Annotated in this window: 17 protein-coding genes; 9 read left to right on the top strand and 8 right to left on the bottom strand. The window is 66.0% G+C overall.

Annotated elements, in window-relative coordinates:
- The first annotated feature begins 137 nt into the window (after positions 1-137).
- Positions 138-881: a hypothetical protein gene (locus tag AC1MGT_RS05440; protein WP_499503327.1), complete on the top strand. Its 744-nt coding sequence runs from the start codon at positions 138-140 to the stop codon at positions 879-881.
- Between the two features lie 99 nt (positions 882-980).
- On the opposite strand, the gene AC1MGT_RS05445 is transcribed toward AC1MGT_RS05440, so the two are convergent.
- Positions 981-2111, bottom strand: coding sequence for a branched-chain amino acid ABC transporter substrate-binding protein (locus AC1MGT_RS05445; RefSeq protein WP_499503328.1), 1131 nt, complete (start codon positions 2109-2111; stop codon positions 981-983).
- 155 nt (positions 2112-2266) lie between these two features.
- Between AC1MGT_RS05445 and AC1MGT_RS05450 the strand changes: the two genes are divergently transcribed.
- Positions 2267-2755 carry a hypothetical protein gene (locus AC1MGT_RS05450; RefSeq protein ID WP_499503329.1) on the top strand — a complete coding sequence of 163 codons (489 nt, stop codon included), beginning with the start codon at positions 2267-2269 and terminating at the stop codon, positions 2753-2755.
- On the opposite strand, the gene AC1MGT_RS05455 is transcribed toward AC1MGT_RS05450, so the two are convergent.
- The 4 genes from AC1MGT_RS05455 to AC1MGT_RS05470 form a co-directional block, all read right to left on the bottom strand.
- Complete coding sequence (locus AC1MGT_RS05455) at positions 2752-4104, bottom strand: ATP-binding protein (RefSeq protein ID WP_499503330.1); 1353 nt, start codon at positions 4102-4104, stop codon at positions 2752-2754. The two genes, AC1MGT_RS05450 and AC1MGT_RS05455, sit on opposite strands and share 4 nt — an antisense overlap.
- A complete protein-coding gene (locus AC1MGT_RS05460) occupies positions 4101-4763 on the bottom strand; it encodes a response regulator (protein ID WP_258835222.1) in 663 nt (220 codons plus the stop codon). The genes AC1MGT_RS05455 and AC1MGT_RS05460 overlap by 4 nt, the downstream gene beginning before the upstream one ends.
- 52 nt (positions 4764-4815) lie before the next feature.
- Complete coding sequence (locus AC1MGT_RS05465; protein ID WP_499503331.1) at positions 4816-6369, bottom strand: Do family serine endopeptidase; 1554 nt, start codon at positions 6367-6369, stop codon at positions 4816-4818.
- Positions 6370-6597: 228 nt separating this feature from the next.
- Positions 6598-7068: an Hsp20 family protein gene (locus tag AC1MGT_RS05470; protein ID WP_183555607.1), complete on the bottom strand. Its 471-nt coding sequence runs from the start codon at positions 7066-7068 to the stop codon at positions 6598-6600.
- Between the two features lie 211 nt (positions 7069-7279).
- Between AC1MGT_RS05470 and AC1MGT_RS05475 the strand changes: the two genes are divergently transcribed.
- The 3 genes from AC1MGT_RS05475 (at position 7280) to AC1MGT_RS05485 (ending at position 11456) form a co-directional block, all read left to right on the top strand.
- Positions 7280-9202: a M61 family metallopeptidase gene (locus tag AC1MGT_RS05475; protein WP_499503333.1), complete on the top strand. Its 1923-nt coding sequence runs from the start codon at positions 7280-7282 to the stop codon at positions 9200-9202.
- 226 nt (positions 9203-9428) lie between these two features.
- Positions 9429-10649: a tyrosine--tRNA ligase gene (tyrS, locus tag AC1MGT_RS05480; RefSeq protein WP_499503334.1), complete on the top strand. Its 1221-nt coding sequence runs from the start codon at positions 9429-9431 to the stop codon at positions 10647-10649.
- Positions 10650-10715: 66 nt separating this feature from the next.
- Positions 10716-11456, top strand: a complete 741-nt coding sequence (locus AC1MGT_RS05485) for an AAA family ATPase (protein WP_499503335.1) — start codon at positions 10716-10718, stop codon at positions 11454-11456.
- A 460-nt stretch (positions 11457-11916) separates the two neighbouring features.
- Here the strand turns inward: AC1MGT_RS05485 and AC1MGT_RS05490 are convergent, their stop codons facing one another.
- The 3 genes from AC1MGT_RS05490 to imuA form a co-directional block, all read right to left on the bottom strand.
- Entirely contained in the window at positions 11917-12279 is a 363-nt protein-coding gene (locus AC1MGT_RS05490) for a hypothetical protein (protein WP_499503336.1), read from the bottom strand.
- A 97-nt stretch (positions 12280-12376) separates the two neighbouring features.
- Positions 12377-13939 (bottom strand): Y-family DNA polymerase, encoded by a 1563-nt coding sequence (locus AC1MGT_RS05495; protein WP_499503337.1) that lies wholly within the window; start codon positions 13937-13939, stop codon positions 12377-12379.
- Complete coding sequence (gene imuA / locus AC1MGT_RS05500) at positions 13869-14576, bottom strand: translesion DNA synthesis-associated protein ImuA (protein ID WP_183555614.1); 708 nt, start codon at positions 14574-14576, stop codon at positions 13869-13871. Before imuA ends, AC1MGT_RS05495 begins: the two co-directional genes overlap by 71 nt.
- Before the next feature lie 156 nt (positions 14577-14732).
- On the opposite strand from imuA, the gene hepT reads away from it, so the two are divergent.
- The 4 genes from hepT to AC1MGT_RS05520 all read left to right on the top strand — a co-directional run bounded on the left by hepT (position 14733) and on the right by AC1MGT_RS05520 (position 20614).
- A complete protein-coding gene (gene hepT, locus AC1MGT_RS05505; protein ID WP_499503338.1) occupies positions 14733-15170 on the top strand; it encodes a type VII toxin-antitoxin system HepT family RNase toxin in 438 nt (145 codons plus the stop codon).
- 121 nt (positions 15171-15291) lie between these two features.
- The gene (locus AC1MGT_RS05510; protein WP_499503339.1) at positions 15292-15882 is read left to right on the top strand and encodes a DUF2760 domain-containing protein; all 591 of its coding nucleotides are present in this window, start codon (positions 15292-15294) and stop codon (positions 15880-15882) included.
- Positions 15879-17780: an Hsp70 family protein gene (locus AC1MGT_RS05515; RefSeq protein WP_499503340.1), complete on the top strand. Its 1902-nt coding sequence runs from the start codon at positions 15879-15881 to the stop codon at positions 17778-17780. Before AC1MGT_RS05510 ends, AC1MGT_RS05515 begins: the two co-directional genes overlap by 4 nt.
- A complete protein-coding gene (locus AC1MGT_RS05520) occupies positions 17777-20614 on the top strand; it encodes an Hsp70 family protein (protein ID WP_499503341.1) in 2838 nt (945 codons plus the stop codon). Before AC1MGT_RS05515 ends, AC1MGT_RS05520 begins: the two co-directional genes overlap by 4 nt.
- Positions 20615-20632: the final 18 nt, after the last annotated feature.

Here is a 20632-nt window from a genome sequence, read left to right on the forward strand (position 1 = left end):
TTTTTTTCGCCGGAATCGTTTTAAATCCGCAAAAAAGTAATCGCCTGGTTTTTCACGCAAGAATGGCTGTTGGCGCCGCACCACAGCATCCCCAGGTACGCGATGTGTCAAAATGCCCCCTTTCCAGCGAGAACACCATGCACAAACTGATTGCCGAATTGATGCGGCTGTATCTTCCCGCCGATGTGCTGCCATCCGACATCCTCGCATTGCCGGTCAGCCTGACGGGCGGCGACGGCCAGACGCGCGCCATGATGATCCCGTTTCGCAAGACGAAGGGCGCCGACAACGAAGCGCACTGGACACGGCTGTGCGAAGTGGCCAATGCGCTGCAGACGACGCTCAAGCTGCCCGCGCCCGCAGTGAGCATCTCGGGCGGCGACGCCTATTATTTGTGGCTGTCGCTCGCGACGCCGGTGCCGGCCGAGCGTGCGCAGGCTTTTCTCGAACGCCTGCGCGATGCGTACTTCCCCGAGGTCGAGCTGGCGCCGGACGCGGTGCGCGCGCCGGTCGCCCTGCCGCCCTGCCTGCACCCGCGCACCGGCAAATGGGCCGCCTTCATCCACCCGGGAATGGGCGCGTCGTTTGCCGACGAACCGGGCCTGGACATGCAGCCGCCGCCGAACGGCCAGGCTGGATTTTTGGAAGGGTTGGAGAGTATCGATGCGGAGCAGTTCGAGCACGCGTGGCGCCTGCTCGAACCGGCCGCGGTGAGTGCGCCGGTGGTAGCGGCACGCGATACGCCGGTCGTGGCCAGCGAAGCCGCGCCCATGTCCGCGCCGCCAGCAGGCCTGCTGCTGAAAGACGCGACGCTGGAAGACATCGTGCGCCATCTGCACGCGAAGAATATCGAGCCGACTTTCCGGCACCTGATGATGTAGGCGTAGGGTGGACGGGTTTCCCGTCCACGCGTTCAAACAGTCATCGTGATGTAGCTACGCAGGCTCGGTTTGAACGCGTGGACGGCGCAGCCATCCACCCTACTTGGTCACCGTGATCAAGGAGCGCTTGCCACCCTTGAAACCGTACAGCGTGATCGTCCCGTCACGCACATCGCCGCGCGCATCGAACGCCACCGGCCCGGTCACGCCCTTGTAATTGGCTTTGGCCAGGAATGGCAGGTACTTGGCTGGCGCGGCCGATCCGGCCTTGACCATCGCATCGGCCATGACCATCGTCGCGTCATACGCATACGGCGCGTTGATCTGCACATCGATGCCGAAGCGCTTCTTGTAGTCGGCGCGGAACTTGTCCATGCCGACCTTGCCTTCACCGCGCACGCCGCCCGCTTCCGCGCACACGACCTGGCCGTCGACCATCGTGCCGCCGGAGAGCTTGAAGATCTCGTCCGAGCAGATGCCGTCGCCGCCCATCATGCGCACGTTCATGCCCAGCTGCTTCATCTGGCGCAGCATCGGGCCGGCCGTGGCGCTCAGGCCGCCGAAGAAGACCATGTCCGGCTTGGTGGCGCGAATGCGGGTGACGATGGCGCTGAAGTCGGTCGCCTTGTCGTTGGTGAACTCGCGCGCGACGATCGTGCCGCCCTGCTGCTGCAGGCTTCTGGAAAATTCCATCACCAGGCCCTGGCCGTAGGCGGTGCGGTCATCGACGACGGCCACGCGGCGCACCTTCATGGCGCCGGTCGCGTAGCGGCCCAGGGCCTGGCCCAGCTGCACGTCGTTGGCAATCGTGCGAAACGCCGTATTGAAGCCCTGCTGCGTGTATTTCGGGCTGGTGCTCGACGGCGAAATCTGCGGGATGCCGCCCGTGTGATAGATCTTTGACGCGGGAATCGTGGTGCCCGACGTCTGGTGCCCGATCACGCCATTGACCTTGGCGTCGACCAGCTTCTGCGCCACGCTGGTGGCCTGTTTCGGGTCGCCCGCGTCGTCTTCTGCCACCAGCTGGAACGTCACCTTACGGCCGGCGATCGTGGTGCCGCGCGCGTTGAGGTGTTCGATCGCCATGCGCGTGGCGTTCTCGGTGTCCTTGCCAAAGTAGGCCACCGGCCCGGTGATCCCGGCCACATGGCCGATCTTCACGATGTCCTGGCTTGACGCCAGGCCGGCCGTTGCCGCCAGTACGCTGGCGGCCATTATGTTCTTGTTCATGGGTTCCCCGGTATGCAAACAGGCGGACAAAAAGCCGCCAAACCGGTTATTTTACCGTGAGTATGCACACCGCGTCAGCGTGACAATTAACGCTATTTTGCCCCTGCCTGCTGCGGTATCCTGCCTGGCTTGACAGCACGGCGGCGGCAGACACCATGTACACCATCCCATTCAAAATCAACACTGCCATCGCTGGGAAGCTGTTGTTGCTACTTGCCTCGCTGCCCGCGCATGCGCAGCTGCCGGCACCCAGCCGCACGATCTACAAATGTGAGGTGGCCGGCAAGATCGCCTATACCGACGTACCGTGCCTCGGTGCAAAGCGGCTCGACGTGGTGCCTGCGCGCGGTGTCGACAAGCTGTCGGGCACGTCCCGCGTGGGCGCGACAGTCGCGCGTGAATATCAACAGGAGGGCATGGCCCGCGCCTTGAAACCGCTTCTGGGAATGAACGAGCAACAGTACGCCACAGCGGTGCGACGTCAAGCGCTGGATGCGAGAGCACAGCGCGAATGCCGCGCACTCGAAGCGGCGATCGTCGACCACGAACGCATCGAGCAGCACGGGCTCGCGCGCGATTCAGGGGAGACGCTGGCGCATGACACCCTCAGCCTGCGCCAGCGTTATCACGAGCTGCGCTGCTAGAGGCTTGTCTGTACCGGCGTCTTGAACGTGACGGTCGCCATCAAGCCCCCCAGTCGCTCGGACGAACCCAGCGTCAACACCGCACCATGGCGCTCGGCGATCGCCTTGATGATGGCCAGGCCCAGGCCGCTGCCGGCGGCCTCGCTGCCGGCCACGCGGTAGAAGCGGTCGAACACGCGTTCGCGTTCGTCCGGCGGGATGCCGGGGCCGCTGTCTTCCACTTGCACCGCCACCGTGCCGGCGCCGCTGAGTACCGAGATGTCGACGGTGCCGCCACCTGGGGTGTACTTGACCGCGTTGTCGACCAGGTTGCGCAGCAGGATCTGCAGCGCGTCGGGCTGGCCGTCGATGCTGGCCGGGTCGGCCTGCTGCAGGCCCAGGTCGACGCCCTTGGCGGCGGCCACGCTGGCCATGTCGGCGGCGGTGCGGCGCGCCAGGTCGGCCAGGTCCACCGGCCGGGTCTTGGCCGCCGAGCCTTCGGCGGCGGTGGCCTCTTGCCGCGCCAGGATCAGGAGTTGCTCGACCAGACGCGTGGCGCGATCGATGCCGGCCGTCAGGCGGCCCACCGCGACCTGGCGCGCTTCGGGCGTATCGGCGCGGTCCAGGCTTTGCGCCTGCAGGCGCAGCGCCGCGAGCGGCGTGCGCAGTTCGTGCGCGGCGTCGGCCACGAAGTTCTGCTGGGCCTCGAACGCAGTGCGCACGCGGCCAAACAGCAGGTTCAGTTCTTGCACCAGCGGGCGCACTTCGTCGGGCAAGCCGGTATCGGACACGGGCGACAGATCGTCGGCCTGGCGCGACGCCACCTGCGAGCGCACGCGCGCCACCGGTTGCAGCGAGCCGCTCACGACCCACCACACGACCAGCATCAGGATCGGCATCATGACCGCGATGGGCCCCAGCGTACGCAGTGCCAGATTGCCCGCCATATTGCGGCGCACGGCCAGGTCCTGCGCGACCTGCACGGTTTGATTCGAGGTCTGGATCGAGAAAACGCGGTAGGTCGTGCTGTTGGCGCGCACGTTCGAAAAGCCCAGCACCGCGCGCTGCGGCAGGCGCGCACGCGAGACGCTATGGAACATCTGGGCGCCGTCGGGGGACCACATCTGCACCACCATGTCGTCGTTGCCACCAGCGCTTTCGGCTTCCTGCCGCGCGCGCGCTTCGTCGTTCGACAGCGGTGTGCTCGAGCGCAGCGACAGGGCCATCTGCTGCATGTGGTAATCGAAGATCTGGTCGGCGTCGTGCAACGCGGTGCGGTAGGCGATCGTCGCCTGCGCCACCGCTGCAATCGTGATCGCCGCGAGCAGGAACCAGAGCAGGCGCCCGCGCAGCGAGTGCGTCATTTTCATGCTTTCGGCACCATGTAACCGACGCCGCGCACGTTCTGGATCAGGTCACTGCCCAGTTTCTTGCGCAGGCCGTGGATATACACTTCCACCGCATTGCTCGAGACTTCATCGCGCCAGCTGTACAGCTTTTCTTCGAGCTGCGCGCGCGACAGCACGGCGCCGGGCCGGGCGACCAGCGCTTCGAGCACGGCCCACTCGCGCGCCGACAGCGACACCTGGGTGCCGTCGACCATGATTTCGCGCGTGACCGGATTGATCGTGATGTTACGGTATTCGAAAATCGGCTCGGCGCGGCCGGCAGCGCGCCGCAGCAGCGCGCGCAGGCGCGCGAGCAGTTCGTCGAGATCGTAGGGTTTGAGAACGTAGTCGTCGGCGCCGGCATCCAGGCCCGCAATGCGCTGGGCCACCGAGTCGCGCGCGGTGGCGACCAGCACCGGGGTGCGGTCCTTGCGCGCGCGCATCGAGCGCAGTACTTCGAGGCCATCCTTGCGTGGCAGCCCCAGGTCGAGCAGCACCAGATCGTAGTTCTGGTTCTGCAGCAGGGCCGTGTCGGCCATTTCGCCGTCCTTGACCCAGTCGACTGCGTAGTGCTCGGCCCTGAGCAGGTCGAGCACTACTTCGCCGATCATCGTATCGTCTTCCACCAGCAGCAGCCGCATACATCCCCCGTTGTAAAAGTGCGACCCGAGGGCGCTACGCTATCTTAACCAATTAACCGATCCGCACCGGGATGAAGATTTTCTCACCGCCGCGCTGGATCAGCAGGGCCACCGACTTGCTGGCCTTGGCCACCATCTCGCGCACCTGGACTACCGACGTCACGGGCCGGCCGTTGACCGAAATGAGCACATCGCCCGGTTCGATGCCCGCCATCTCCGCGGCGCCCGAAGCATCTTCGATCAAGAGGCCAGCGGCGATGCCGCTCTGGCGACGCTCGATCGGCTCAAGGGGCCGCAACGACAGACCCAGTCTGGCGCTGTTGTCAACGGCGTTGCCCACGTCTTCTGCTTGAGCGCGGCGCGGTTTCTCGGCCGCGTCGGCCAGCGTCGCATCGATGCGTACCAGTTTGCCGTCGCGCCAGACGTCCATTGCCACCTTGTCGCCCGGCTTGGCCAGCGTCATCATCGCCGGCAGATCGGCCGAGGCGACAATGGGCGTGCCATTGGCAACGCGAATCACGTCGCCGGACTTCAGGCCCGCGCGTTCCGCAGGACTGCCACGTTCGACGCTCGACACCAGCGCACCCTCGACCGATTCAAGCTTGAACGAATCGGCGAAACTCTGCCCGACTTCCTGCACGCTCACACCGAGCTTGGCATGCTGCACCTTGCCGGTGGCGACGATCTGGTCCTTGATGCGCACGGCCAGATCGATCGGGATCGAGAACGACAGGCCCTGGTAGCCGCCGGTCTGGCTGTAGATCTGCGAATTGATGCCGACCACTTCGCCCCGGGTGTTGAACAACGGACCACCCGAATTGCCGGGATTGACCGCAACGTCGGTCTGAATGAACGGCACATTGCTGTCGCCCTGGATCGAGCGGCCGGTGGCGCTGACCACGCCGGCGGTGACGGTGCTTTCGAGGCCATATGGCGAACCGATGGCCAGCACCCATTCGCCCACCAGGACCGCTTTTGATTTGCCGATCGGCGCCACGGGCAAGCCCTTGGCATCGATTTTCAACACAGCCACGTCGGTGCGCGGGTCGGAGCCCAGGACCTTGGCGCGAAACTCGCGGCGATCCTGCAGCTTGACCGTGACTTCGTCAGCGCCCTGCACGACGTGTGCGTTGGTAAGGATGACGCCGTCCGGGCTTACGATGAAGCCCGATCCAGCGCCGAAAACGGGCGCTTCACGACCACCGCGCTCACCACCGGAGCGCGGGTCCTGAAACTGCTTGAAAAACTCATACAACGGATGGCCCGGGTCGAGGCTTGGCATGCCGCCGGCACCGCCGCCACCACGGGCGGCCGTCTTGGTGCCGCCAACGACGCGGATATTGACCACGGCCTTGCCCTGTTGCGCGGCGATGCGCGTAAAGTCGGGCAGCGCCACGGTCGACGACGGTGCGCCCACGGCAGCAGCAGGCGCGGCGCCAGGGGCGGCCGCGACGACAGCCGGCACGCTTGGGGCTGCGGCATTGGCAGTGGCGTTGTTGTGATTGACAGCGATGGCACCGACCGCGCCACCGATGACGCCCGCGGCACACAGGGCCAGCGTCAGGCGTTTGGCAGTGATGGCAGTAACGGCACTTGGGTTCGACATGGATGTGCTCCTGATGAAAATTCGGTAAATCGGTGATCGAGATTCGATGAGGCTAGTGTCGCGCAGCCGTCTTAGACCATACTTAAGTTGACAGACAACACCCCTTAGACACGGCTTAATGCACACGGTTTGCGACTGCACAGACACAAGGCTCGCCAGATAGGACAAGGGCGCCCCGATGCTGCAGGCGCCCTCCGTTCAAACCGTTATTGCATCATGTGCGCCAATTCAGGCAGCGCGCTGTTCCAGTGCCTGGACGTTGTCGCCGCTGATCGTGGTGCCGGCAGCATCGCCGATGGCGATCTTGCGCGGCTTGAGCGCCTCGGGCACTTCACGCACCAGTTCGATGGTGAGCATGCCGTTGTCGAACGACGCCGTGGTGACCTTCACGTGGTTGGCCAGCTGGAAGCGCTGCTCGAAATCGCGCGCTGCGATGCCACGGTGCAGGAAAGTGCGCTGGGCGTCGTCCTTCTGCTTGCGGCCAGTAACGTGCAGGCTGTCACGCTCGGTGATGATCTCGACTTCGTCGCGGGTGAAGCCGGCCAGCGCCATCACGATGCGGTATTGGTCTTCGCTCACCAGTTCGATGTTGTACGGTGGGTAGCTTGGCTGCGACTCGGCGCGTTGCTCGAGCAGGCTGGCCAGGCGATCGAAACCGATGGCGGAACGGTAGAGAGGGGTCAGATCGTAAGTACGCATGATAGTTATCCTTGTAAAGTTAAGCGATAAGGGTGCGGACCTCAGTTGAGCATCCGCTGGTACCAATCTAATGCCATCCATCGCGAAATCAAGACAAGCAAAATACGGAATTTAAAATATTTTTCCAAATTTTGTTTGCATGATGTATCAAGGGAAATTCAGCCCGACGGGCAGTGCTACACTGCCCGGCTTCCCTTCCCTGCCTTTTCCCATGACCGCATTCCGCACCTTCTTCGCACGCGCTGCCCGTCCGGCGAGCGCTTTGGCCCTGACTCTGGCCCTGGCGCTGGCCCTGCCTGCCGCAGCCCAGATCCCCGCCGTCGGCGACGCGCCGTATCCCGGCACGATCGCGCTGCATGTCGACGCGAGCAATCTGTCGCAGCAGGTCTTCAGGATGCGCCTGTCGATGCCCGTGCAGCCCGGCGCGATGACTCTGCTGTATCCGCAGTGGGCGCCGGGGAACCACGGCCCGAACATCCCGCTGACCCAGCTCGCCGGCCTGAAATTCCGCGCCGGCGGCAAGCCGGTCGAATGGAAGCGCGACCCGGTCAACGTGTATGCGTTCCACGTCGTCGTGCCGGAGGGCGCAACGACGCTGGAAGCCGAATACCAGTTCCTGTCGCCGCTCGATACGACGCAGGGCCGCATCACGATGACCGACGACATCCTCGGCGTGCAGTGGCAGTCGGTGGCGCTGTACCCGGCCGGCTACCAGGCGCGCCGCATCACCGTGCAGCCGACGCTGCGCCTGCCCGCTGGCTGGCAGTTCGCCAGCTCGCTGGCGGTCGAAGAACGCACCGGTGACGAAGTGCGCTTCAAGCCGCATGATCTCGACACGCTGGTCGATTCGCCCCTGTTTGCGGGCCGCTACTTCAAGCGCATCGACCTGGCGCCGGGCGCGAAGCAGCCGGTGATGCTCAATGTCGTGGCCGACAATCCCGAAAACCTCGAGGCCAAACCGGACCAGATCAAGCTGCACCGCGCGATGGTCGACCAGGCGCTCAAGCTGTTCGGTTCGCACCACTATCGCCAGTACGATTTCCTGTTTGCGATCTCGGACGAATTCGGCGGCATCGGCCGCGAGCACCAGCAGTCGAGCGAGAACGGCGTCAAGCTCGGGTACTTCACAGAGTGGAACCGCAACGAAGCCGGGCGCGAACTGCTGCCGCACGAATTCGTCCACTCGTGGAACGGCAAGTTCCGCCGGCCTGCGGGCCAGGATGTCGCCAACTTCAATACGCCGCTGCAGAACGAGCTGCTGTGGCTGTACGAAGGCCAGACCCAGTTCTGGGGCAAGGTGCTCGCCGCGCGTTCGGGCCTGGTCTCGCAAACCCATGCGCGCGATGCGCTGGCGGCCGACGCGGCGCGCTACGACGCCACCCAGGGCCGCGACTGGCGCGCAGTGCAGGACACCGTCAACGACCCGATCATCAACGGGCGCCGTCCGATCGGCTGGGGCAACTGGCAGCGCAGCGAGGATTACTACACCGAGGGCATGCTGATCTGGCTCGACGTCGACACGATGATCCGCGAGATGTCGGGCGAGCAGCGCGGCCTGCAGGACTTCGCGCGCGCCTTCTTCGGCATCGACAACGGCAGCACCCAGACCACCTACTACACGTTCGACGATGTGGTGGCCGCCCTGAACAAGGTGCAGAAATACGACTGGGCGCCGTTCCTGCGCGCGCGCCTGGACGGCCACGGCCCGGGCGCCCCGCTCGATGGCCTCAAGCGCGCCGGCTGGAAGCTGGTCTACGGCGACACGCCAAGCGACGCGGCGCGCGGCGCGGAAGAGCGCAACAAGACCACCGACTTCACGTACTCGCTGGGCTTCCAGGTGCGCGCCGACGGCGGCATCACCGGCGTGATCTGGGACGGCGTGGGCTTCCGCGCGGGCCTGGCAGCCAACACGACGATCGTCGCGGTCAACAACCGCGTCTACAAGGGCGACGTGCTCAAGGCAGCAGTGCGCGCGGCCAAGGATGGCAAGGCGCCGCTCGAACTCCTGGTACGCAAGGGGAACAACCTGCGCACGATCTCGCTCGATTACCGCGACGGCCTGCGCTATCCGCGTCTGGAACGCATTCCGGGCACGAAGGACCGGCTCGAGGTGTTGTTCAAGGCACTGAAGTAAGCGCTGAAGCACGCACTGAAGCAAGCGTCGCGGCACTGCCCCGACGCTTGACGCATGCGCCGGCATGCGGCTAAGATCGATCCATGACTTTCATCGTGACTTCCTCAGCCAGCTATTACGCCTACCGCACCTCGCAGCGGTAGGGGCTTTCACGCAACCCGGTCCGCTTCAGGCGGACATGTACGGGTAACCGGTCTTCCTGGGCGTTCCATCTCCAGGAGACTCTATGTCCATCCCGATCGACCTGCTCGACGTTCTGCAAGAACGCGGCTTCATCCACCAGTGCACCGACGTCGCTGGCCTGCGCCACGCCATGGCCACGCCCATCACCGCCTACCTGGGCTTTGACGCAACCGCCGACAGCCTGCATGTCGGCCACCTGCAAGGCCTCATGCTGATGCGCTGGCTGCAGCGCGCGGGCCACCACCCCCTGCTGCTCATTGGCGGGGCTACCACACGCATTGGCGACCCGAGTTTTCGCGACACCACGCGGCCGGTACTGGACGGCCCGGCGATCGACGCGAACATCGCCGGCATCGGCCGCGCCTTCGCACGCTACCTCGGCCCGGACGTGCCGGTGGTCGACAACGCCGCATGGCTCGATGGCCTGGGCTACCTCGATTTTTTGGGCCAGGTGGGGCGCCACTTCAGCGTCAACCGGATGCTGACCTTCGACGCGATCCGCTCGCGCCTCGAACACTCGCTGTCATTCCTGGAATTCGGCTACACGCTGTTGCAGGCGTACGACTTCACCGAACTGGCACGCCGTCATGGCTGCACGCTGCAGATCGGTGGGGCCGACCAGTGGGCCAACATCATCAACGGCATCGATCTGGGCCGGCGCCAGTCGGGCCTGGACCTGTATGGCCTGACCATGCCGCTGCTGGCCACGAGCGACGGCAAGAAGATGGGCAAGTCGGCGGGCGGCGCCGTGTGGCTCAACGCCGACCGCCTGTCGCCCTACGGCTTCTGGCAGTTCTGGCGCAATGTCGACGACCGCGACGTGGCGCGCTTCCTGGCGCTCTTTACCGAACTGCCGATGACCGAGGTGCGGCACCTGGGCGCGTTGCAGGGCGCGGCGCTGAACGATGCGAAGATCGTGCTGGCCAATGAAGCGACGCGACTGGCGCACGGACAGGACGCGCTCGACGCGGCGCTGCGCGCTGCAGCGGCGGCCTTTGGCGACGCCCGGCGCGACGACATGCCGACGTTCACGCTCGATGCCGCGCGCTTCGCGGCCGGGATCACGCTGGCCGAACTTGCCGTCGATGCCGGCCTGGCGGCGTCGCGCGGTGCAGCGCGGCGCCTGGCAGCGGGCGGCGGCTTGCGGCTCGATGGCGTGGCGGTGAACGATGCCGATATGGCGCTTCCCGCCGGTAGTGAATGGCTTCTGTCGGCCGGGCGCAAGCAGCATGTGCGCATCGTGCTTGCGGAGCGCGAAGGGTAACGCTGCGAGGCCGGCGGGCACAGGCTGTGGCACACTGGCGGCACTGCCGATTCCTGAGCCTTCACCATGCATCGCCTCAGCGCCAAGCCTTACTTGCAACGCGTGTGGGCCGACTTCGGCAACGAAGTCGGCTTCGATGACTTCCCGTTCAACATTCCTGCCGTGCGCGAACTGCAATCGATCGAGTTCCACGCCGACGTGACCTTCTTCGTTGGCGAAAATGGCAGCGGCAAGTCGACCATTCTCGAAGCGATTGCGCTGGCACTCGGCTTTGGCATCGAAGGCGGCACGCTGAACAACCGCTTGCTGAACACGTCCGGCGAGCACACCCGGCTGGCGGATCACATTCGGATGTCGCGCAGCACGCGCAGGCCCAAGGACGGCTATTTTCTTCGGGCAGAGAGCTTCTACAATCTCGCGACCTACCTCGACCAGATGCCGCAGACCACCGGCTATGGCGGCAAGCAGCTGCATGCGCGCTCGCATGGCGAAGCATTCATGAGTGTGCTGCTCGACAAATTCAGGGGCAATGGCCTGTACCTGCTCGATGAACCCGAGGCGGCGCTCTCGCCCAATCGCCAGCTGGCCGCATTGCGGGCGATTCACATGCTGGTGCAGGAACAGTCGCAGTTCATCATCGTGACGCACTCGCCGATTCTGCTTGCGTATCCTGGCGCGAAAATCCTGGCATTCGACGGCAACGGCATTGCCGAGATCGCCTATGAGGACACGGAACATTACGCCGTGACGCGCGACTTTTTGAATCACTATCCGCGCCGGCTGGAACAGTTGCTGGCGCCGGATTGAGCGTCAGCGGTTTGACTGAGCGAAGCACCAGTTCGGACATGTGCCTTTTATCGTCGCGAACAATGAAATCGAGGCGTTGAACGAGCTGAACCCGCGCAAAGCGGCACAGGCAGTGTAACAATGAAAAGGCGCGCGGAATTGGCCGCGCGCTTTACGTGCTTAGTCGTCTTCGTCCTCCGACTCGTCGCTACCTTGATATCGTTCATTGTTAGGATTTAGTTGGTCTGAACGATTATCTTGGCTCGAATCGTGCGTATCACTGTTTGGATTCAAGCTATCACTGCGGTCGTCGTTTGGCGTTCTGCTCATCATTTACCCCAAATTGTTGACCGACATATGTCGGCGAGATTGATTGTGCACGAATGCAAATCCATGCGGCGCGTAATTCCATCAACCTCATTCATCAGCCAGCCGGTAACACCTGTGACCATCCTCGACCTGTCAGGCGTGGAGACCAGGACTATTTCCATTCACCACGCTGATTCACCAGCGTTTTCTTGCCCTCGGTGACCACCAGCCGGCCATCGGCGAACACGGTGTAGTTCACGCGGCCCGAGCGAAACACATAGCCCTGGAAGGCGCCGGGCGTGACGCCATCGGCTGCCATCGAGTGCATGGTCTTGCCACGCAGCTTGATCGCCTTGCCGGTTTTCTTGCTGGTGCCGGTGTAGCGCACGTCGTCGCAGGTGACATTGCCCTCTTCGCACTGCTGCACGATCTTGACGGTAAAGCCGGACGTTTCAAGCGTCTGCTGCGTGGCGGCGTGGGCGGAAGCGGCGAATGCAAAGGCGGCTAGAGCGGTGAGATGAATGGATGGTTTCATGGGTTCTCCTGTCGACTGTCGATCGCTGAAGTATGCCTGACAGTGGCAAACGGTCCGTTCGCTGCCGCGCGCTGGCGACACGTTGACAGGCATCGCCTCACCCGAACAAGCCATGCAGGAACCAGCGCGGCGCCGCATCCTCGCCCGAGCCATTGATGCGTTCGCGATAGATCCAGTACAGCGCGTGGTCCTTGCCTTCGGCAATGAAGTAATCGCGCGTTTGCGTCTGGCTCCACCACCCCGCTTCGATGCGTTCGGGATTGGACGCCACCCGCAATGGCGAGCCATAGAACGGCCGGTGGTCGCGCATCAATAGCGCAAGCGGCTTGGCCAGCAGCCAGCTTGGCCGGGGCAGGCTTTGCACGTCGGGCGGCATCTGCGCCGCGCGCGCCGCCGCGCTCATTTTCTCGTGCACCGGCACCCAGGCGTTGGCAATCTCGGGCCGGTAATCGGCATGGGGCAGCGCCTGCAGCACGTTGTCGGGGCCCAGGCGCGCGACCAGGAGTTCGATCATGCGCATGCGGTCTTCTTCGCTGCCGCCGGGATCGGGAAACAGCGAATCGGTCGGCGGCGCCATCGCCTGCAACTGCTGCGCTTCGAGCCGGATGCCGATCACGGGCGCGACGAGTTCAAGCTTGCCCAGGCGTTCGCGCAGCAGCCGCATCAGGTGTTCGTCGCGCCACGTGGGTTCGGCCAGCGCGACCTCGACCGCCGTGGGCGGACAGGCCACCCTGCCCCGCTCGTGTTCGAGCAGCAGCAGGATGCGTTCGACTGCCAGTTGGCGCGCGCACAGCCAGCCCGTCATTTGCAGCACCAGATGGTGGGCGCCGGCCAGCAGCAGGTCGGCGTGTTCGAGCCGGTCGAACAGTTCGAGCCGGGCCTGGAAGCGTTCGGGCGGCTCGATCCATTGCAAGAGTTCGGGACTGTGGCCATACGCGGCGTCGAGCATGTCGAGCAGCGCGCGCCCGCAGCGCCGTTGCAGGCCGGGCCGGGGCAGGCGCTGCAATTCGTCCAGCCGGCGACAGCCCAGGCCATCGAACCAGGCCGCGAACGGCCGCGCCGGCGGCAGCAGACTCACGGGCAGACGATTGAGCCGCCGCACGAGCGAGTCCATCTTGACCGCACGCCCGGCATCGCGGCGCGCCAGCAGCCAGGCGCCGCGCGCGGTGGGCGCGCAGGCAATGCACCCTGTAAAGCCGAGCGTGCGCAGGTTGGCGCGCACCTGCGCGCACAACTGCCGGATGCCACCAAACAGGCGCAGGCTGGCGCCGATGTCGAGCAGCAGCGTGGCTTCTTCGGCCAGCGCCACTTGTGGCGTGTACTGCAGCATCGCCATCGCCACTGCCTGCAAGGCCTCGGCCTCGCGCTCGTGGCTGCGCTGGACGATGCGCGCGTCGGGCATCAGCATCAGCACGCCACCACGCCGCATGCCGGGCAGCACGCCTTCGATGTGCGCCGCCTTCGACAGGGCCATCACCCGCTCCTGTTCCAGAACCACGATGCCGGGATCGCCCGCAGCAGCAGCAGCTACAGCAACAGCAGCAGCGTCGGCAGCATCGGCGCCATCGGCACCGCCGCCATTGCTACTGCTATTGCACCAGCGTGGGCTGAAGACTTCGAGCGGTAGCTGGGGCAAATACAGGCCGATCCAGAGGCGCATGGCGTTGCAGTAGTGAAGAACCAAGGGGCAGGAACAGCGGCGCGTCGCGCTGCGGTCCCCGGCGTTTGATGAAGTCGACCGTCATGCCGCCAGCGGCCGGGCGCAGCGCAAGGCGCAGCGGCGCGGGCGATGCATCCTGCGCGGCAGACAGGGGACGGAGCATGAAGAACAGGGTTTCGCCACCCTGCGCCGCCAGGTGCAGGCGGCGCAGGCTGTCGCTGCGCACGTGGTTGGCCCAGAACAGCAGCGCGCCGCAACTGCCGCTACGCAAGACCTGTTCGGCCGCCCACAAGGCATCGGCGCTGCGCGTCGAGCGCAGCCACAGCAATTGGGATGGATCGAGGCCCAGCGCGGCCAGCGCCAGCGCCTGGGGTGGATGGGGTGGTTGCAGCAGCACGATGCGGCGCGATGCGCAGGCGGCCAGCGCCGGGCGCAGCAGCCGCATTTCGCCGATGCCGGGTTGTTGCAGCAACAGGTCGACTAGAGTGCCGCCGGGCCAGCCACCGCCCGGCAACTGGCCAGACAAGGTGGCATGGCCCGTGTCGATGCAGCGCGTGTCGGCATGCGCCAGCTGCGAGGCACGCCACAGCGATGGATGCAATGCCTCTGGTGCAGCAAAGATGGAAGAAGGATTCATGATAGTGATAACAATGCAAGTACTGTATAAACGTACAGTACTCGTTGAAACGGGGCTTGGCAAGCGCTTTTCATTTTGTCTACCGTATCCGCACCTTGTAGATCGGCGCTTTGGCGCCATATATCTTCTTGGTGTCCAGTGATCATGGAGTTGTTAATGAGCAACGCAGTGAGTACCGATCTTCTTCTGAAGAAAGCCGGCATCATCGAACGCTGCTGCAACCGCGCCCGCGAAGAATACGAGCGCGACCCCACGACGTTCACCGACGACATCACGCGCCAGGATGCGGCCACGCTCAACGTGATCCGGGCCTGGGAAGCGGCGATCGAGATGGGCGACCATGTGATCGGCTGCGCGCACCTGGGGCCAGCGCAGGACGAGCGCGAGGTCATCACGCTGCTCGCCGAGCATGGCTGGATCACCCCGATCGTGGCCGAAAACCTCAAGCGCACCGGCGAATTCTGCCGCGCCGAATGGGATTACCAGGCCGCTCCCCTGCCCGCCCTCGTCACGATCATCAAGCGCGGCCTTGGCGATTTCACCGATTACGCAGCAGCGCTGACGAGCGGCGCGCGCGCTGTCGGCCAACCCTGACCATGTCTTGTCAGTGCGCTAACGGTGCGCCTGCTGGTATCATGCGCCTCTTTTGGGAGCGGCATTCTCTGGCGCCGGATGCGCCGGGTCGCCGCTTTCGCACTGACCAATCAAAACAACCATGACCCAACAGACCAATTTGCCCGGCTTCTTCAGCCGCTTGTCGATCGCCTTCGGCGCCTTGTTCAAATCGCTCGGCGACGCCGAATTCGCTGCGCGCGTGCGCGATGACGGCGTCGGCCCGACCGCCGCTCCGGCACCAGTGCCGGCCCCGGCACCGGCACCTGCACCTGTCGTAAAACCAGCGCCAGCACCGACGCCCCTGCGCGCACCGACGCCGGATTCGGCCCTGCAGCTGCTGAGCCTCTTCCAGCGCGAAGCGCGCCTGATCGACTTCGCCCACGAAAACCTCACCAGCTATTCGGATGCCGACATTGGCGCCGCCGCACGTGTCGTGCACGAAGGCTGTGCGCGCGTGCTGCGTGAACACTTCACGATCGAACCGGTGCGCAGCGAAGCCGAAGGCGCTCGCGTTACGCTGAACGAAGGCTTCGATGCCGCCAGCGTGCGCCTGACCGGCAACGTGGTCGGCACGGCGCCGTTCAACGGCACCCTGAGCCATCGCGGCTGGCGCGCTGCCAGCGTCACGCTGCCGCAACTGGCCGAGCGCCACGATGCGCGCGTGCTGGCCCCGGCGGAGGTGGAACTGTGAACGACATCGTGAACGACCCATCGAACGAATCGCTGAACCATGCAGCCGAGCCGCGCTACGCCATCGGCATCGACCTGGGCACGACCCACAGCGCGCTGTCGTATGTCGACCTGCAGGCGAGCGATGGCGAACAGGCCGTCGACGCCGTGCTGCCGATCCCGCAACTGACCGCGCCCGGCACGATCGAAGCGCTGCCGCTGCTGCCATCGTTCCTGTACCTGCCGCACCCGGACGAACTGCCGGCCGGCGAACGCGCGCTGCCATGGAGCGACACCGAAGCGACTACCATGTCGGCGATCGCCGGCGAGATGGCGCGCAACCGCGGTGCGACCACGCCGATCCGCCTGGTCTCGTCGGCCAAGAGCTGGCTGTGCCACCCGGGCGTGGATCGCCGCGCCGCGATCCTGCCAACGGATGCGCCGGACGAAGTCACCCGTGTGTCGCCACTGGATGCATCGACCCACTACCTGCGCCACCTGCGCCAGGCCTGGAACGCTGCGCACCCCGAAGCACCGTTCGACCAGCAATCGGTCACGGTCACTATCCCCGCCTCGTTCGATCCGGGCGCGCGCGAGCTGACGCTGGACGCCGCGCGCCTGGCCGGCTTTACGCCGACCCTGCTCGAAGAGCCGCAAGCGGCGCTGTACAGCTGGATCCAGGGCAGCGGCGGCCGCTGGCGCAAGCAGGTCGCACCGGGCGACATCATCCTGGTGGTCGACGTCGGCGGCGGCACCAGCGACTTTTCGCTGATTGCGATTCTCGAACGCGATGGCAAGCTCGAACCGCACCGCGTGGCCGTGGGCGACCACATCCTGCTGGGCGGCGACAATATGGACCTGGCGCTGGCCCACTTCGTGGCCCGCAAACTTTCTGCCAACGGCACGCAGCTCGACGCCTGGCAGATGCGCGCGCTGACCTATGGCTGCCGCAGCGCCAAGGAAGCGCTGCTGGCCGACGCCAATGCGACGACGCACCCAATCGTGGTGCCAAGCCGCGGCTCGAAACTCATTGGCGGCTCGATCCGCACCGAACTCACACGCGACGAAGTCACCGCCTTCATCACCGACGGCTTCTTCCCGCGCGTGGAAGCCTCGGCCCGGCCAACCGTGCGCGCCCGCGCCGGCCTGACCCAGCTTGGCCTGCCGTATGCGCAGGACGCCGCGATCACGCGCCACCTGGCCGCGTTCCTCGCGCGCCAGGCCGGCGCCACCGCCGAACTCGAAGGTTTCACTGGCCGCGTCACGGCCGACCACACGTTCCTGCACCCGAGCGCGGTGCTGTTCAACGGCGGCGTGTTCAAATCCGGCATCCTGGCCCAGCGCGTGATGGACACCATCAACGACTGGCTGTACATGGAAGGCGCCGAACCGGCCCGCATGCTCGAAGGCGCCGATCTCGATCTGGCCGTCGCGCGCGGCGCGGCCTACTTCAGCTACGCGCGGCGTGGCGGTGGCGTGCGCATTCGCGGCGGCACGGCGCGCTCGTACTACGTTGGCGTCGAATCGTCGATGCCGGCCATCCCGGGCATGGAGCCACCACTCGAAGCCCTGTGCGTGGCGCCGTTTGGCATGGAAGAAGGCAGCGAACTCGAACTGCCGGGCCAGGAATTCGGCCTGGTGATCGGCGAGCCGGTCACGTTCCGCTTCTTCGGCTCCACCACGCGCCGCCAGGACCGCATCGGCGACGTGCTCGAATTCTGGGGCCCGGACGAGCTGCACGAAATGAACGAGATCCAGGCCACGCTGCCGGCCGATGGCCGCGCAGCAGGTGATGTTGTGCAGGTAAAACTGCATGCGCTGGCGACGGACGCCGGCACGCTCGAACTGCTGGCAGTGGCGCGTGACGGCCAGCGCTGGAAGATCGAGTTCGACGTGCGTACGGCGGCCGGGGTCCAGTGACCTGGCTCGTCGGCATCGATCTGGGCACCACGAACACGGTGCTGGCCTACGGCCGCAATGGCCCGGGCGGCATCGAGTTATTCCAGATCGATCAATTGGTGGCGCCCGGCGAAGTGGCCGGCGCACCGCTGCTGCCGTCGATGCGTTACCACCCGGGGCCGGATGAACTCGCGCCCGGCGCCCTGCAACTGCCCTGGCAGCAGGCGGACGTCGCCGGCGTCGAACGCGTTGCGCTGGGGCGCCTGGCGCGCGTGCTTGGTGCGGCCACGCCGGGCCGGCTCGTCACGAGCGCCAAGAGCTGGCTGTCGCACGACGGCGTCGACCGCATGGCGCCGATACTGCCGTGGGGTGTCGACAGCGACGTGCCCAAGGTCTCGCCGGTGGCCGCCAGCGCCAGCTATCTTGCGCACCTGCGCGCCGCATGGAATGCGCGCTTTCCCAAACAACCCCTCGAACGCCAGCAGATCGTGCTCACGGTGCCGGCCTCGTTCGACGAAGGTGCCCGCGCGCTGACGCTCGAAGCGGCCAGGCTGGCCGGCCTGCCGCAGGTCGCGCTGCTGGAAGAACCGCAAGCTGCGCTGTACGACTGGCTATACCGCCATCGCGCCAGCCTGGCCGACGATCTGGGCGACGCGCGGCTGGTGCTGGTGGCCGACGTTGGCGGCGGCACCACCGACTTCAGCCTGGTCAAGGTCGATACCAGGGATGGCGAGCCGCACCTGACGCGCATCGGCGTGGGCAACCACCTGATCCTGGGTGGCGACAATATGGACCTGGCGCTGGCGCACCTGATCGAAGCGCGCATGGCGGAACAATCCGGTGACCACAATGGCAATGACGCCGCACGCACACGCCTGTCGGCCGCGCGGCTGGCCCAACTCACGGAACGCTGCCGCGCCGCCAAGGAACAACTGCTGGCCGATGACGCACCCGAGTCGGTCACCGTCACGCTGCTCGGCGCCGGCAGCCGCCTGATTGGCTCCGCTCGCAAAGCCGACCTGCTGCGCAGCGACATCGAGCGCATCGTGCTCGATGGCTTTTTACCGCTCAACGCCGCGCAGGAAGAACCGACGCGCGCCCGCGCCGGCATCGTCGAATTCGGCCTGCCGTATGCAAGCGACCCGGCCATCACGCGGCATCTGGCGAGCTTTTTGCGCCAGCATGCAGCGGCGTCGCGCGAAGCACTCGGCCTGGATGGCGGCGCGATCCCGATTCCGGATACGGTGCTGCTCAACGGCGGCGTGTTCAGGGGCGCCGCACTGGCCAGGCGCCTGGTCGACACGCTGAGCGGCTGGCGTGACGCGCCATTGCGCGTGCTGCACAACGAGAATCCCGATATCGCCGTCGCCCGTGGCGGCGTCGCCTACGCGCTGGCGCGCCAGGGTCTGGCGCCGGCCATCGACAGTGGCGCGGCCCGTAACTATTACCTGCTCCTGGACGGCGAGGCGCGCGCCGGCCTGCTGCGCGCCGTCTGCCTGCTGCCACGCGGCACGCCAGCCGCCACGGAAGTCACGCTGGCAAACCGCAGCTTCGCGCTGCGCGTCGGCCGGCCGGTGCGCTTTCACCTGGTCTCGACGATTGCCGATGCCGGCGCGGCGCCACAGGCCGGCGACCTGGTCGATCTCGACCTGGCGGACGTGGTGCGCCTGCCGCCAATCGCGACGGTGCTGCGCAAATCAGGATCCGGCGCCACGGCCGAGATTCCCGTGCACCTGGTGACGACGCTGAGCGAAGTCGGTTCGCTCGAAATGCATTGCGTCGCCGAAGACGGCGGCGGGCGCTGGCAGCTCGCGTTCCAGTTGCGTGGCAATAGCGATGATGACGGCGATATCGACGCGCCGGACGAGGCCCTGCCCGCGAACCTGGACGCGGCAATCGACAAGATCGAGCGCGTGTTCGGCGCCCGCTCGAAACAGGTCGAGCCGAAAGAAGTCAAGCAATTGCGTGCTGGCCTCGAACACCTGCTCGGCCCACGCGAAAGCTGGACCACGCCGCTGCTGCGCCGCCTGTTCGACGCCCTGATGGCGCGCGCGAAAGGCCGGCGCCGCTCGGTCGAGCACGAGCGCGCGTGGCTGAACCTGGCCGGCTACAGCCTGCGCCCCGGCTTCGGCCACCCGCTCGACGAGTGGCGCATGGAGGGGCTGTGGGCACTGTTCGAAGCGGGCGTGCAGCACCACAAGGACAGCCAGGTGCGTGCCGAATGGTGGACGCTGTGGCGCCGCGTGGCCGGCGGCCTGTCGCTCGACGCGCAACTGCGCGTGCTGGACGATTTCGCGTTCAACCTGCAGGCCGATGCCGCCGAGCGTGGCCGGCGGCCCGTCACCCTCGTCGACGGCAGCGAAGAAGACCTGCTGCGCGTGGGCGCGTCGCTCGAACGCATCCCATCGGCCTACAAGGCCGAGATCGGGGAATGGCTGTTCAAGCAGATCGCCGATATCCCTGCCGGCGGCAAGCTCGATGCCCGCGCCAGCGCGCGCTACGGGCGCTATCTGTGGGCACTGGGCCGCGTGGGTGCGCGCCAGTCGTTCCAGTCGAGCGCGCACGAAGTGGCGCCGCCCGACGTGGCCGAAGGCTGGCTGCGCCAGCTCCTGCTGCTCGACTGGCGCAAGGTGGAGCCGGCCGGCTTTGCCGCCGCCCATATCGCGCGCATGACGGGCGACCGTTCGCGCGACATCGATGACGCGGTGCGTGGCGACGTGCTGCGCCGCCTGGCGGCCAGCGGCGCGCCAGCGGCGTGGACGGCGATGGTGCGCGAGGTCGTGGAACTGGATCAGGCCAGCGAAGCGCGCATGCTGGGCGATGCGCTGCCGCCGGGGCTCAAGCTGCTGCGCTAAGCGCGGTCGATCGACGCA

This window comes from Telluria sp. BA11, from assembly GCF_056680305.1.